Source organism: Spirochaetia bacterium (assembly GCA_022482625.1).
In the GTDB taxonomy this organism is placed as follows: domain Bacteria; phylum Spirochaetota; class Spirochaetia; order Sphaerochaetales; family Sphaerochaetaceae; genus Pleomorphochaeta.
On sequence record JAKVOU010000001.1, the window covers coordinates 3,184,529 to 3,200,280 of the forward strand.

The following is a 15,752-nucleotide window of genomic DNA, read 5'->3' on the forward strand; positions in this document are numbered from 1 at the left end:
GATCAGCTCCCTGTTTTTTTTTTTGTCATTTTGAGTTATAATAATTTCTGTTTTTTTTTATTCTTTTCGTGCAAGTTCAGAAAATAAATTGTATGCCCAATTGGAATCAATGAGATAGTAGTCGTCACTTTCTGCATGGTTCTGTGTAAGTTTGAGCAGTTTTTCATAGAAGTGGTATTCCAGTTTGATCGCTTGGTTTTCATGGTTGGTGTCAGAAATGGCAAAAGTAAGTTCTTTACCAGGGTCTTGCATCAGGAAACGTAGGTTTTCTATTTGTGTGTTTCTGTAGGTGATATAGGCTTTGGAAAGCTCAATGGCCCTGTCATCCAAGCCTGCATCGAAGATGACGATTTTTTCTTTGAGATCGATGACTGAGGTGACAATCCTGTTGATGGAGGTCTTTGCTTCAAGACGAACCGAGCTGAGATCTAGTTTTTCTAAATCCGGGGCTACCAGGATTGTCAGATCTGCTTTTTCGTCAATATAGAGCAACTCGTGGTTGATCAGGAAGCTGTTTCCGCAATTCTTGCATGTCATCATAAAGAGAGAATCTGTCAGTATACCGAGTTTCAACTGGGGGTCGGTGGTAACGTTGACTAGGTTTCGTAAAGTTCGTTTTTGGCAGTGTCTGCACTTGGGGCAAGTTATTTCTGCTTCGAATATGGCTGTATGTTCTTCCATGGAATTACCATATCATGAATCATCGGTTTCCAAAAGATACTTGCCGGATACTGCTGTTCATTTTGAAAAAAGAAAGCAAGCAGTATGTCTGATAGACTTGAGATGAATCGTTGTTCAGGGGTATAGTTGATGACATGGAATGTGCCGTCATAGTTGTGTTGCTTATAATTTTACTATTGGTCTGGAGTTCGACGCTTGTCTTCTATAAGGATAGGCAGACAAAGCCCTTGGAGACTGACGAGAGCAAATGTTTTGCTCCCAGATGCCACAGTATCATCAAGGTCCATGAAGATACTCCCAGTGATGTTGCCGTTTTCATGATACATGGTTTTCCTTCTACGCCTCATGTCTATGCATATGCCAGTGAACGGCTGTTTGATGCGGGGTTCGATACTTTTGCATATCTTATGCCCGGTTTCGGTACTGATCCCAAGGATTTGAAGAAAACGACTTATACCCAATGGTTTGACTTTACCTGCAGGAAATATGAGCAGTTACGTCAGAAATATCATACGGTATTTGTGCTTGGAATCAGCATGGGTGGCTTCATGGCAATGCATCTTTCTGAGGTGTACCATGGGAGTGACAAGCGTCCTGATGCCATTGTGACAGTCGATGCTCCTATTGTCTATAACAGCTTAAAAGACCATATTGTGACAAGGCCTGTGATGTATCTTGTAAGGATACTTGCCATATTCAAATCTACTTTTGCCACTGGGTGCGTAAATGGTATCGACAGTGTTGATGGAAATGAAGATTGGACTGGGTACAAGGGTTTGTTCATTCACCAGGGATTGAGCTTGATTGTGGCTGAAAATAAGGTACGTAAAAAGCTTTCTTTGATTGATGTGCCGATGTTTTCCATGCATGAATGTCATGACAAGACAGTTCCTTTCGGCAACTTTATGATTATTTCAAGAGAAAATGGTTCTCCTGATTTTCGCGGTAGGGTAGTAAAGATGGGGTCGGTCAATCATAATCATCATGTCCTGTTGATGTACCGTTCTGTCAGGGTTGGGCTTATGGATGAAATATTGACATTTTTGGAGGAAAAGCTACATGACAAAGAAACGAAGTGATTATATCAGCTGGGATGAGTATTTTATGGGTGTTGCGATGCTTTCTGCGTTCAGGAGCAAAGATCCCAATACTCAGGTAGGTTGCTGTATAGTCAATCCGCAGAAGAAAATCGTCGGTGTCGGGTACAATGGTTTTCCGACTGGCTGTGATGATGATGAACTGCCGTGGGGTAGAGAAGGAGATTGGCTTGAGACCAAATATCCGTATGTCTGTCATGCAGAGCTCAATGCAATACTGAACAGTACTTGTAACCTGGATGGCTGTAGCCTCTATGTCAGTCTGTTCCCTTGCAATGAATGCGCAAAGGCAATCATCCAAAGCGGTATCAGGGAAGTAGTGTATCTCTGTGATAAGTATGAGCAAGCTGATAACACTGTTGCTTCCAAGAAGATGCTTACTGCAGCTGGTGTGGTATTGAGGAAATTACCACAGAATCATAAAAAGATGACGGTTGAGATTTAAAAAAAACTCCCCACTGGTTATGTGGGGAATTTTTACGACTAATCGTTACAAAAGGTATAACTTACCACCTGAAAAATAGTTAGCAAAAAGCCTCTATAATAGTGAAAAAACATATTGCTTGGTAAATTAAACCATGATTATCTTTTGTGATGTTTGTAAATATCAGAAAGGGCATACTTCTCAAATGTATGCAGCTTAGGAATCAAAGCTTCTGGATTTACAGAATTATAAAAAAATATACTTCTTAAATAAAGATACCCGTGGGCAATGATACAATGCTGGTTATAGGTATTAGAAAGAACATACTACTCAAATCCACATTCGTGGGGGTGTTTCTCTACCAAAACGTTAAAAAACATACTACTCAAACCTGTCGGACATGTCAAGCAAAAAAATAAAGGTTTATAGGTATTAGAAAGAACATACTACTCAAACATAAAAGAGAACCTGCAGAAACTTGAAGAGGGTTTATAGGTATTAGAAAGAACATACTACTCAAACAGAGCTACTGTCCTAGGTCTTGGCATCAAAGGTTTATAGGTATTAGAAAGAACATACTACTCAAACCTTCTCCAGACGCATTGCCGTCTTGCGGATGGTTTATAGGTATTAGAAAGAACATACTACTCAAACAGGGGCTGCAACAGAGTATTTTGAGCCGGTGGTTTATAGGTATTAGAAAGAACATACTACTCAAACTCGTGCGAGGTGGGAGACCATCTAGCAAAGGGTTTATAGGTATTAGAAAGAACATACTACTCAAACGATTAGCAGAACCATTGATACTTCCGCAGCGGTTTATAGGTATTAGAAAGAACATACTACTCAAACTTATTGCATCATTGCCTGCATTGGCACCTGGGTTTATAGGTATTAGAAAGAACATACTACTCAAACGGATGAGATTACCTCATTCCTGGCCGAGAAGGTTTATAGGTATTAGAAAGAACATACTACTCAAACAAGAATTAGAAAGTGACGGCACTTCCACTTGGTTTATAGGTATTAGAAAGAACATACTACTCAAACTAGCTTTCTCTTTGTCACGAGCGGCCTGAGGGTTTATAGGTATTAGAAAGAACATACTACTCAAACGGACAAGGCGAGCTCGCATCAGGGGAACGAGGTTTATAGGTATTAGAAAGAACATACTACTCAAACGCTACCTGGACTGGCTGGAGGGCAACGGCAGGTTTATAGGTATTAGAAAGAACATACTACTCAAACTTTCGATCGGGACCTGGGACACTTCCACATGGTTTATAGGTATTAGAAAGAACATACTACTCAAACCGATAATTGGGACCGATGTAGCGGTAGAACGGTTTATAGGTATTAGAAAGAACATACTACTCAAACGAATCTAAAAAAATTCGCACCTGCAGGGTTTATAGGTATTAGAAAGAACATACTACTCAAACAGCATACCATGGATAAGTGCCACAGCCTGTGGTTTATAGGTATTAGAAAGAACATACTACTCAAACAAAGGGACGGCGAATCATTTGGTGGGATAGGGTTTATAGGTATTAGAAAGAACATACTACTCAAACCGCACTCCTGACTGCCACCGCCACCGGCACGGTTTATAGGTATTAGAAAGAACATACTACTCAAACGTCAAGGCTTGGGTTGACAACCCATTCAGAGGTTTATAGGTATTAGAAAGAACATACTACTCAAACTTTTGCATTTGCAGGATTATCAATGAGACCGGTTTATAGGTATTAGAAAGAACATACTACTCAAACATCCTTTCACCTTCTGGAACAATCTTAATAGGTTTATAGGTATTAGAAAGAACATACTACTCAAACTTATGTACTGAGTAGGGCTTTTTGCCTGACGGTTTATAGGTATTAGAAAGAACATACTACTCAAACAGGTCATAGCTCCTTGTGTCGTCAACTACAGGTTTATAGGTATTAGAAAGAACATACTACTCAAACGGATACCTCAGCCCTATATGAGCCGCGAATGGTTTATAGGTATTAGAAAGAACATACTACTCAAACCCTGGGCATAGGCAATGCTCCCGATGTCGGGGTTTATAGGTATTAGAAAGAACATACTACTCAAACATCTACGCTACGCTGCACATCATTAGTCTGGGTTTATAGGTATTAGAAAGAACATACTACTCAAACAACTCTGTCCCCATCGTTTTTAACGATGTAGGTTTATAGGTATTAGAAAGAACATACTACTCAAACATAGGGTCGACACAGCAGGTTGCCGGATTCGGTTTATAGGTATTAGAAAGAACATACTACTCAAACAGGTCCAAGGTCACATTGTCGCAATGCTTGGGTTTATAGGTATTAGAAAGAACATACTACTCAAACTAATTGCGACTCCGGGTGAAACTGTTGATTGGTTTATAGGTATTAGAAAGAACATACTACTCAAACGCAGCGTGCCTGTGTATCTCGCATGTCCATGGTTTATAGGTATTAGAAAGAACATACTACTCAAACCCATCATGGATGTAGATTAAATCGTCGCCAGGTTTATAGGTATTAGAAAGAACATACTACTCAAACGCAACACCTTTATACGACACAGACGTGATAGGTTTATAGGTATTAGAAAGAACATACTACTCAAACCTTCTTGACCTCAATGGATTCCAGGTGCGTGGTTTATAGGTATTAGAAAGAACATACTACTCAAACGGAGGTGACTGGTCAAAGGATGGCATAAAGGGTTTATAGGTATTAGAAAGAACATACTACTCAAACACAGACATGGTCTTTGACACAATTTTGCTGGGTTTATAGGTATTAGAAAGAACATACTACTCAAACTCCCCATCGACATCCATATCATCATAATAGGGTTTATAGGTATTAGAAAGAACATACTACTCAAACTGAAGATAGAGCTTTTGGCAAATGGGGTAAGGTTTATAGGTATTAGAAAGAACATACTACTCAAACCCCCATGTTTCGCAATCCGTTTTGTCGGCCGGTTTATAGGTATTAGAAAGAACATACTACTCAAACGAAGCAGTTACCTCAAAGCCCAAGGATGGAGGTTTATAGGTATTAGAAAGAACATACTACTCAAACGCGTCGGGTGGATTGCCACCCTTCGGTGCTGGTTTATAGGTATTAGAAAGAACATACTACTCAAACAGGACATGAGGGACACATTCAAGTTGCGCTGGTTTATAGGTATTAGAAAGAACATACTACTCAAACGACACCATCAGGTCAGTACAACGCCAGGGGGGTTTATAGGTATTAGAAAGAACATACTACTCAAACTCCGAAGAGTGTCATAGGCTCTTGGGAACGGGTTTATAGGTATTAGAAAGAACATACTACTCAAACTGTATTATGACGTATTAAATGACAATTACTGGTTTATAGGTATTAGAAAGAACATACTACTCAAACACAATCCTCTTGTCGGCAACTGCTATCAGTGGTTTATAGGTATTAGAAAGAACATACTACTCAAACGAACCTCCTTGTAGCGGTTGTTCATAATGCGGTTTATAGGTATTAGAAAGAACATACTACTCAAACCGACTGTAATGCAGTGTACAAACCCTGTGAGGTTTATAGGTATTAGAAAGAACATACTACTCAAACTATGTGACGGATTTTGACGAGGAGAACGGCGGTTTATAGGTATTAGAAAGAACATACTACTCAAACTGAACATCTGTTAACTGTAATAGATGCGAGAGTGACAACAAACACATCTATCTGAAGCAAACAATTTAGTCCAGCTTGAGTGGTTTCCATAATTGAATCCTTTATTAATCATTTCCTACAATTGATATTATATCATAAACAGTAAAAAAATCCTACACTAAAACTGACAAAAATCTGTATCTATCACAACTTTCTGGAATAGTTCTTTATCAATAGAAATATCTTTGGCTTCTATAAACATTATAGCAATTGATTCCTTGATGCAACTTTCTATCAGTTTAGTAATTTCATTCATAGGTAAAAAATTCATAAGATTGACAAAACAGAATAAAGAATAGTGCATGTATTTATTATATGATAAAACTGAATCAAAAATATGTTCAACCAAGGAATTACCGAGAGTGTCGACATGAAATGACAAGGCTTTGATTATTGCGTTAATAGGAATTTCTTCTACAGGAGTAATAGCACCAGGAAAATCATATGCGAGGTCAATAGCATATGATTTAAGCATGCTTATTAACTTGTTTGTTGCTTCATAGTGGTATTCGTTTATGGCGTCTTCTTCCACTTGTTTATTGATTGCATTTAATATTATTTTATCATTCGGATCAAAGGCTAGGGGGTCAATGATTACTTTTAGATTTTTATCAAGTGGCATTATTTTTTCTTCTTCAGATAAAACAAATAAACCAGAATTTCCTTCACTTTGATTTTTTAGCTCAGTAAGAACTTGCGAAAACACAGAAGGTGCTTCTATGACGAGCAGAAGAGATTTTCTTTCTATATTAGAAAATTTAAAACATAATTCAGGATGTACTAAGTTCATAGGAAAACTACTTTATCAATAGTATTGATGATGTCAGATTTTGACTTTCCGACGATATATTCCATTTCGTTGTATTCTTTTTCGGAAAGAACCAATACTTGTACAATTCCTTCTTCAAGTTTATAATTTCTTAGCTTTTCTATTACTAATTTCGCTGAGGAAGGATTTAAGACAATTTTTGAATAGATTGATTCCTGCATCATAATAAAACCTTCCGTTATTAGCCATTTCCTAAACTTTCTATACGTCCTTTTTTGATTGCTAGTCAGTATCGGTAAATCAAACATAATTAAGATTCTCATTATTTTTTTCTCATTCATATTCAAAAAATTTGATTAGATTGATATTTTTGGATTGCAAAGCTTGGAATAAACTTGTGCAATAAATTTCAGTGGCATTGAGAAAATCATAATGCCTGTCATTTATTTTTAATTTACAATTGAATATACCCAGCAATTCATGCTTCAAAGTCGTTGTAAATTCATCGAAAGGCATCATATAAAAGACAATCTGATCGACTAATGGTCGAAAAGGTTCCATCAAATCACAACCAAGATTAAAAGTATTATGTACATTTGAATGGCAAATTCCTAATTCCGTCAAATATCCATTCTTTACGATTTCTCGATTGAACACTGACAATAAGATCCCATAACCGTAATTCAAAGCTGCATTAATGGGGGTATCTGTATGTCTGGAAAAATTATTTCCAAATAGAAGATGGAAATATTTTTTTGCAACTTGTGCTTCCATTTTTGATTTGTCTCCAAGTAACACGCTTTCTGCTTTTGCTTTAAAATATCCTAGGTCGTCAATATGAAGCCGGGCAACCATTTCTTGTTGTTTCTTTATCTTTTGTCTTACAATTTCTGTCCAGACCAAAGTCTTTGCATTAATAGTCCAATTGATTTGTACTAAGATTCGTTCATTTGTTGTTTGGGCACAATAAAATGGTTTTAATTCGGAGCAGGGATTGCGAGTACTATCACAGAAAATAGTATCAATACCTCGATTTGCTAACTCCTGTAACAAAACTACAGTAAGGCTGACTGCGGTACTTTCAATTATCAACACAGAAATTTCATCAAGAAAAACTTTTTGTATACCATCACTTGTCCGTATGACAAGGTAATTCATCCTATACTCAAGTTTTGACTGATGACTGATTACAATAGTTCTGAAGCTCATGGGACTTTTATCTCGGTTCGTTTTTCATATATCCCTGTAGCTGATTGATAGATAAACGTAATAGAATCTTGAAGGTTCCTATTAATTTTTGAACTTTCAATTGCTTTTAAGCCCCCTATTAAACTTAAATCAATAGTTCCTTGTCTACAAGAAAAGAGCAGTAGCAATTGTTCAAGGAGGTTTGCTTGAGTAACTATATTGGATGAAACGAATTCTGATAAATTTTTTTCTAAAAATAATTTATTTGAAACCGTAACTTTGTTTTTATATATAGCATTCGTACATTTAGATAACAATGTATGATAAAGTTCTATATTTCTTTCTGGTGAAAGGCGATACTGATATGCTTTCAATTCAAGAAGTTTCTTGTTTTCTGGTGTCATTTTATCTTTTTTTGTTTCAATTGGTTTTATGTATGTAAGATATTTTTCTAAGTAATAACTGTATTCATATGAATTGGAATCAAGGATTAGAGGTACCGCAGTTTTTAAAGCAATTTTGTTTCCAGAGGCGCCAGAAATTTCATAGATAAAACCCTTGTAGCGTATTTTTGTGTTGATTAAGATTTTCGGCAAGATGATTACAGGATCTTTAAGGCCTAACGTTTCAGTACAATATTGCTGCAAGGACATTTTACCACTGTCAATTTGTGAAACTAACCAAATAGGGACATCTGAGAATGTTTTTATTCTTTTCCCTTTTGCCGTATGTTCAACCAAGAAGAAATAAGCCTTCCCTGTTTTATTGTATCCACCATATTTTTCAATCTTACAGAGGCGTTTATCTGAGGATTTAATTGGTAATACATCATTATTTGTGCCATGCCTAACTATGGTTTGATCAGAAATAGCTCCTTTCTTTTGAAAACATTGTCTGGTAAAAAGTATATCATTACGCTCCATGAACTTTCGTATAGTACGTATGGTTCCTGTTTCTGGATAGGCTTGTAAATTGTTTTTTGCTTTGATTCTGGCATCTCTGTTTGTATCTCTTAGCCAAGCAACTTGATTATTCCGTTCAATATCGTAGAAAAATAATTTGCCAAGATTATAAGAATTCTCATGTAAGGAAACAGCATCGGTTTTGTTTCGTTTCGAAAAGATATATCTGGGATCGTTTGTAAACTTTGTGTAATATGTATTACCGACTACGATATTCAAATATGCATCCTTTGCATGATGCAAATCATTTACAATTCTACTTTTATGCAGTTCAAATGTATTTCTGAAATCAGTTACGTTTCTTGCTTTTGAATATACTATGACAGAATTCGGACACATTTTATTCAAAAGTCTTCCAATTTCCTTTGTACTCTGCCTGGTTTCAACGATTTGACGAGCAATAAAATTTTCGAACTCATCATCAGAAAATTGGGTTGTCCTCGTTAACCTTGTATACTTTTCCTTGGAAATCAACTTGTTGTCAAGCAATAATTTCCAAAAAACTTGGCAATGTTGTTGAATCGTAGAATCAAGTGGGTAACTGTCTGATTTTTTCCCATTTTCGTTGCTAAGCACGAGTACGCGATTATCCAAACTGTCATCCTTGACTTTACTTTGTGGATAAATATGATCAATATCGAAACGTTTGCTGCCTGATAACAATTGTTGCAGATCAATTTTTTCATTTGTATACATGCATCTACCCAATTGTGTATAGTAAAGATACAATTTTGTTTTTCGCAGGTTATCATCAGATTGTGATTCAATGGATGTAAGAAGTTCTGTTGCATCTGGGTTATCAGTCAGATTCTTTAATTTGGTTCGAATATCTTCCTTTCTGGAAACAGTCCTTTTCCCTTTCTTTTCATCTTCTCTAGCCATCTCAATGAAAATTTTTTCGGGATCAACACCCATGGTTTGCCGAATTTCCTTGGAAACCAGCAACGTTTGCCAAATTGCACGTTTCACAGAAGGGGAAACAAGCAATGGCTCAACAAGGGATTCATAAGACCATGTGTAGTCTTGTTCTGTTTTTCTTCGTTCTTCTTCGACCGATTTAGTAATGGTATATTTATTGCTGAGCAATTTCATCAAATTGGCAGATGTTTCATGCATTAGCGTGAGAATTGATTTGCATTCACCGGTTGCCTTGTCAACATCATACATTTCTGTTAAAAACTTTTTTGATAAATTTCCCCAGCCGGAATAACTTTTGCATTTATTTAGGATATCTTTTTGTTGTGTGGTTGTAAGTTTGTCCTTATATTTTTCAGAAAGTTTTTTCCCTAATAGGTCCTGTCCTTCACTAAAAATTGTTGCCCATTCAATAATTTCTTCAACTTCATCCTTAGATAAGATATTGCTTTCCAAATAAGGGGAGAAATCGATGTAGCCTCTGAGGACTGTCTTGATGTTTTGATCTATCCCTGTAATTTCTAATTCTTCATCTTTTCTATAATAGCCTCGGATAATCAAAAATTTCCTTATCCCTTTTTGTGTAACAGTCTTTTGCTTTTTAAACAGATTAAAAAGCTGTTCCTTGGCTTCAATTGTCAAAGCAATTCCATTGATACGAAGATTATTCAGTTCATTCAACAAAGAAAATTCACTGTAAGCCAATGAATTTTTCGGTAAAACATTTTCAGCGGGAAGATAAGTACACTTTCGTGTCATCTTTCGGATAAAAGCATTACCACATGCAGGTAAATCAACTTGTTCCTTAAATTTCCATGGTCTGATAGGGCTTTTGCCATCATCTTTCCTGACCATCCAACTGAATTTTTGATATTCTTTGCCGGAGCCATCATTTTCAACCAAAGGTCCGACATAGTAAGGTATTCTGAAATTCATCAGCGCAATAATTTTTTTATTGACTGAATAACCTTCATCATCTGTGGAATTCAAAAAAGGCAGGTAAGTTGCTGCATTAAGAAGGATTTCCTGCAATTCAGCTTGATTCAATTGGTAAGGAATTGTCCTGTTGGATATATCTTTAGCTTTTGGTAGCATGAGGTTGTTTTCAAGTCTATTTTTTACAGTATTGAGCAAAACATCGGAATTGTCGGAAACATAATCTTTGGGGAAAAAGATACCTTTGAAATATTTGTTTACTGCTTCCATGGAACATTTTGATTTTGTAGGTTTCTTTTTCTCGAATTTAGGTTTTATATGTTTTCCGTTTTTTTCTATAACAAGGCCATGTCCAATGTAATCGAGGTAATTGTTTTCTATATTCGTTGCATTGAAAGCCTCTTCATATTTGTCTGGATGATATTTTCTCATCAGCTGTTTCAAATCGGCAAGATCTTTCCTGTGCTGTTCATAGGCATCAACTTTTGCATATGACAGATACTTTTGCCCATGAAGCATCTCATCAAGCAGAGACCAATTATAAATTCGTTTTAGGGTAAGAATTACTTGAAAAAAATCTTCTCCTACTTGGCTACAGAGTTTATCTTCAATTGTTTCATAAGTACTGCTTTTGAATTCAAAGTCTTTGATTTCCTTCTCTTCTATGTCATAATCAGGAAATAGCTTATCCAATTTTGTTTTGTGTCCAAGCAAAGCTTTTGCAATTTCAGTACAAACTTGTTTTTGGAGCTTATTGTCAGAATCTGAAATTTCAAACAAAGAGATGAGCGTTTTTTGTTTGTCGTACATTGAGTGATTCACAAGGGTGTTTTTTATTTCATCAATACCCTGCGGGTATTGTAAGTTTATTTCCAGTACATCATTGAATAGTCTTTGCAATTCAAGAAATTGAGGTATAACATTTTTTGTACTTTCCAAGGACTGGTTTTCAAAGATAAAATGTCCCCGATGTTTCAGGATATGGTGAAGTGCAAGATACACTAACCTGATGTCATGTGGATTTTTATTATCAATCAAATCTTTCCTGAGATGGTAAATCGTAGGATAAGTTTTATGGAATTGTATATCGGAGTATTTTTTATCATTGAATAGGGTATTCTTGTCCTTACTATTTTTATCATCAAGACAATATTTGCTTTCTGCCAGGCGAGCGAAGAAATTTGCGTCAGTCTTTTTGATTTCTTCTTCAAACAATTCATCCAGCAAATCGAGTCTGGTATGTTTTCTGAGTGTCCTTCTTCTTGCTGCACGATAAGCTCTTCTATCTTCTGCGGAATTTGCACTTTCAAAAAGACGGATACCCCATAGTGCTTTTCCTTTTTTTCTTTCAATAGTATAAGCTTCATCCGTAACAGCCCAGCCAACACTTCCAGTTCCACAATCAAGACCTAAATAGTATTTTTCTGACATAAAAACTCCTCAATATGATTTTGATTCTAACATATTTGTCTTGAAATACAAACAAAATACTTGACAATTTCTAATAGGTATTCTAGGGTTACAGATAGAAAGAACATACGTTCAAATAAAAATTAATTCAAATCGCCCTAGGGCTCGCATTGTGCGAATAAGGTTTGCTGAAAAGCAGACCTATTTTTTAGTAAATATCTTTTTCATTTTCTCCTTGTTAAGGATAGTATCGCATGTGTGGTGGGACGCATATTGTCCCACTAAGAGAAATTTTATTATTTTTTTATGCTATTCCCTTTAAAAAAGAAAATACCCGTCAAACCTGACGGGTATTACAAGGAAAATCCAGATATTATCTATATGTTTTTACTGTTTTTGGAAAGCCTCTGAAAGTTCCTGGATATTTGCCTGTTCCATCTTGAGCAAGGCATCAGGGCCAAGATTTTCAGGGAAATTTCTCCATACGATAAGCTTGCTGTTCAGACTGACTTCGCAGAGAGGATTTGCAAGAGGATTATGGATATTGTCGATGATGAGATCGAACTTGCCATCCTTTGCTTCCTTGATCTGAGCAGGAGTAACCGGTCCTGGTCCGAAGGTTCCTTTGACATCTAGGCCGATGTCCTTTGCAAAATCCACCTGATGGGAATTGACATAGCAGGACAACTTATCCAATCCTTGGTCTTTTACCATTTTTCGTGCTGCAATAATCATCTGTTCATAAGCTGCAACACGCTTTTCGCTGATTACCTCGGTTCCTGCCTTCTTTGCAATGATTGCGGCAGAAGACTTTACAGTTGCAAGGTCATTTGTAGTCGTTATCTTGACCATCTTGTCCTGTGGCAAGGTACTGTCTCCCAAGGTCTTCATCATGACTTCATATCCTGCATAGATGAACAGGCTGCAAGTCGACAATGCCTTGATATCAGACGGTGTCAGTTCATACTCAGGTGGGTGAACCAAGTTTGCCGGTGCAAGGTTCCTGACATTGTCCAATCCGCCTAACTCAGCAAAGGCTACAGTCCATGTGTTGCTGGCAAGATACGTCTTTTGTCCAGCTGAAGCCTGCTGTTCAATCTGTGCTTGGGCTGTTACAGGCAGGCAGACAAGCAGCACAGCCAATAGCCCGGAAAAGAATTTTTTCTTCATATCTCAATACTCCTTAATTTCTTGCTTCCTTTTGAGAAGCTTGTAAGTGCATAAAAAACAGCCGCCAAGAGGGCAATGGTTGCACTCAGCGGGAAATCCCAGAACAGCGACAGGAAGTATCCTCCTATAGATAGGATGAGCCCTGTAATGGCCGAGAACATGAATAGTTGTCTGGAGCCTGAAGAGACCCTTGCTGCAATAAGTACGGGAAGAATCAAAAGGGCGTCTATAAGCAGGGCCCCGATCAATCTCATAGCCATGGCAACGACCAATGCAACCACGACCACCATCGTGTAGTAATGGAATTTGACCTTGACGCCGAGACTATTGGCAATATCCTTATCAAAGAAGATTGCGGTGATTTTCCCAAAGTTTACTTTCAGATACACCAGCTCGAACAGACACAGTGCAGCGAGCAGGATCAGGTCAATGTCTCTCAAGGCATACGGGCTGCCCCACAGCAGCTGCATTGAATCCTTGGAAGGAACGTCAAATACATGCATGATCAAGGAAGCAAGTCCCATGGTAAAGACCATTGAAGCAGCGCTGGACATGGACTTGTTGCCCTTGAGGGCAAGTACCATCCATACAACGAGCAGATTGGTCAGGAAAGAAACCGGAGCTTCCGGAATACCGAAAGCAAGGGAAATCGCTCCTCCCAGTATGACTCCATGCATCAGGGCATAGCGAAGCGGAACCAGATCAAGTCTGAGGACCATGACACCGCAAAGTGGGAAACATACACCTCCCATCAACAGTGCTGCAAGTGCCCGCATCATAGGCGGCAACAGAAGCAGTTCAAGCATCTGGAGCCTCCAGACGGAAAGTCCGCCATCCCAGTTCTTCCTGGAACTGCCGGTCATGGCTGACACATAGGATGGTGGGCATCGTATCAAGCGTCAAGGCCTGCAGCAAGCTGACCAGTTCACTGCGCCCGCTTTCATCCAAGTAAGATGTCGGTTCGTCCAGCAACAGCAATCTTGCTCCTTGGCAGAGACAACGGGCTATGGAAACCTTCTGTTGTTCTCCGCCGGAAAGGCTGAAATAGTTTCTTTTTGTTAAGGCCGCTACGCCACAACGTCTCAGGGATGTATCGATGAGAAATTTTTTCTCTTCTTGGGATAGGGTCGGGTCAACACCCATCTCAACGACTTCCCTGACGGACATGGGAAAACTTTCTGCAGTAGTACCCTGCTTGATGTAACCGATCATCCTGCTTGGCAAATTCTTCATCAGCTTGCCGTCGATCAGGAGACTTCCGCTGTCCGGCTGAAGCTGTCCGAGCAGTATCTTGAGCAATGTAGTTTTTCCTGCGCCGTTTTCACCTATGATAAGCAGGGGTTCTCCTGCCCCGATTTCAAGATTCAAGTCTCGCAATACCTTTTTAGGGCCGAAGCTGAGGCAGAGGTGTTCTGCTTTGACAATGACGCCGTCAACCAGTTTGGCCTTTCGCCTCAACAGCCGATAGATTTCATCGAGGTCATCAATATCCTGGAGCAGTGTTTCGGTCATGCAGGCAAGTCTCTCGACTTGCCGATCATAGCTGTAGGCAATACCATGGTTTTCAAGAAAACTTTCAGCAGGCTTGCTGATCAGGTTGAATTTGACTTTTTTGATACCCATGCGGACCATCAGGGCAGCAGCAGCCTTGCCTCCTGCCGTGTCATGGGCAGAAAGCGTACCTGCCGGTTGCTGCTTGGAGAGGAAACGTTCCAATTCAAAAAGTGGATGTAGCCATTTCCCAGATGAGGAAAAGATCAATTTGTCATCTTCACATACACAAAGGGTTTTTCCCTCTGGCAAGTTTTGGAGGTATAAGTCCATAGTTGATTCCTAAAAAAACAGAAAGACCCCTTTGAGGGCCTTCCTGGCAAAAAACAAGATATAATAATGCTGTCTGAGCGGCTCCTTCCTGGAGCCATTGCAAGTCTATAGATAATGTCCTGCAGGGTCAAGGGACGCCAATTGTTCCTTGAGCAATGCCATCGCATCCCTGATCAGCATATCCAATCCGATTTTTTCTGTACCGGCAATCAGGACATTGCATTTTGTCAATGGAATGATGATTTTCTGTGCGTTGCTTTGTCCGATTGCTGTAGCCATTTTGGGCGTAATTTCACCATGTAGGGCATCTGCTATGAGAATTCCCATAGGACCGATGATAATGTCACTGTTTCTGCAGGCTACGATTACCGGATTTTCGCCAGTAGCAATGGCATCTGCGCCTGCTTTGAGCATGTTGCTGGTTGCTATACCGTTGGTCCCTATCGCAAGTACTGTCAATTTGGAATACCTTTGTTTTATTTCTTTGACCAAGCTGTTGCCCAGACTTCCTCCTTGGCCGTCAATTACCGTTATTTTCATGTATGCTCCTCAAAACTATTCTTGATGAAACGGCATGGCCTGTCAACTGCTGTTTATTTTCACTATATTGGTAATATAAAACTATCTCTTTGCCCCATCAGCTATAGTTTG

At 38.5% G+C, this 15,752-nt stretch carries 11 protein-coding genes and 1 CRISPR repeat array; of the genes, 2 read left to right on the forward strand and 9 right to left on the reverse strand.

The features are described 5' to 3' along the window. Positions 1-57 precede the first annotated feature (57 nt). Positions 58-681: a CpXC domain-containing protein gene (locus LKE40_14470; protein MCH3918633.1), complete on the reverse strand. Its 624-nt coding sequence runs from the start codon at positions 679-681 to the stop codon at positions 58-60. A gap of 110 nt (positions 682-791) precedes the next feature. Here LKE40_14470 and LKE40_14475 point away from each other — a divergent pair, with 110 nt between their 5' ends. Both LKE40_14475 and LKE40_14480 read left to right on the forward strand, forming a co-directional pair. After that, complete coding sequence (locus LKE40_14475; protein MCH3918634.1) at positions 792-1,760, forward strand: alpha/beta fold hydrolase; 969 nt, start codon at positions 792-794, stop codon at positions 1,758-1,760. Then, positions 1,741-2,223 carry a dCMP deaminase family protein gene (locus tag LKE40_14480; GenBank protein ID MCH3918635.1) on the forward strand — a complete coding sequence of 161 codons (483 nt, stop codon included), beginning with the start codon at positions 1,741-1,743 and terminating at the stop codon, positions 2,221-2,223. The genes LKE40_14475 and LKE40_14480 overlap by 20 nt, the downstream gene beginning before the upstream one ends. Before the next feature lie 279 nt (positions 2,224-2,502). After that, positions 2,503-5,888: direct repeats of the CRISPR family, unit length 36 nt; unit sequence GGTTTATAGGTATTAGAAAGAACATACTACTCAAAC. Between the two features lie 157 nt (positions 5,889-6,045). Here LKE40_14480 and csn2 read toward each other — a convergent pair. The 8 genes from csn2 to LKE40_14520 all read right to left on the reverse strand — a co-directional run bounded on the left by csn2 (position 6,046) and on the right by LKE40_14520 (position 15,641). Then, positions 6,046-6,717 (reverse strand): type II-A CRISPR-associated protein Csn2, encoded by a 672-nt coding sequence (csn2, locus tag LKE40_14485; protein MCH3918636.1) that lies wholly within the window; start codon positions 6,715-6,717, stop codon positions 6,046-6,048. Further along, positions 6,714-7,037, reverse strand: coding sequence for a CRISPR-associated endonuclease Cas2 (cas2, locus tag LKE40_14490; protein ID MCH3918637.1), 324 nt, complete (start codon positions 7,035-7,037; stop codon positions 6,714-6,716). Before cas2 ends, csn2 begins: the two co-directional genes overlap by 4 nt. Continuing rightward, the gene (gene cas1 / locus LKE40_14495) at positions 7,030-7,854 is read right to left on the reverse strand and encodes a type II CRISPR-associated endonuclease Cas1 (GenBank protein MCH3918638.1); all 825 of its coding nucleotides are present in this window, start codon (positions 7,852-7,854) and stop codon (positions 7,030-7,032) included. Before cas1 ends, cas2 begins: the two co-directional genes overlap by 8 nt. Positions 7,855-7,901: 47 nt before the next feature. Then, positions 7,902-12,128, reverse strand: a complete 4,227-nt coding sequence (cas9, locus tag LKE40_14500; protein MCH3918639.1) for a type II CRISPR RNA-guided endonuclease Cas9 — start codon at positions 12,126-12,128, stop codon at positions 7,902-7,904. A 366-nt stretch (positions 12,129-12,494) separates the two neighbouring features. Next, a complete protein-coding gene (locus LKE40_14505) occupies positions 12,495-13,277 on the reverse strand; it encodes an ABC transporter substrate-binding protein (GenBank protein MCH3918640.1) in 783 nt (260 codons plus the stop codon). Continuing rightward, positions 13,274-14,083: a metal ABC transporter permease gene (locus LKE40_14510; protein ID MCH3918641.1), complete on the reverse strand. Its 810-nt coding sequence runs from the start codon at positions 14,081-14,083 to the stop codon at positions 13,274-13,276. The genes LKE40_14505 and LKE40_14510 overlap by 4 nt, the downstream gene beginning before the upstream one ends. Continuing rightward, complete coding sequence (locus tag LKE40_14515) at positions 14,076-15,101, reverse strand: DUF1893 domain-containing protein (GenBank protein MCH3918642.1); 1,026 nt, start codon at positions 15,099-15,101, stop codon at positions 14,076-14,078. Before LKE40_14515 ends, LKE40_14510 begins: the two co-directional genes overlap by 8 nt. 105 nt (positions 15,102-15,206) lie before the next feature. Then, entirely contained in the window at positions 15,207-15,641 is a 435-nt protein-coding gene (locus LKE40_14520; protein MCH3918643.1) for a DUF3842 family protein, read from the reverse strand. Between the last annotated feature and the right edge of the window lie 111 nt (positions 15,642-15,752).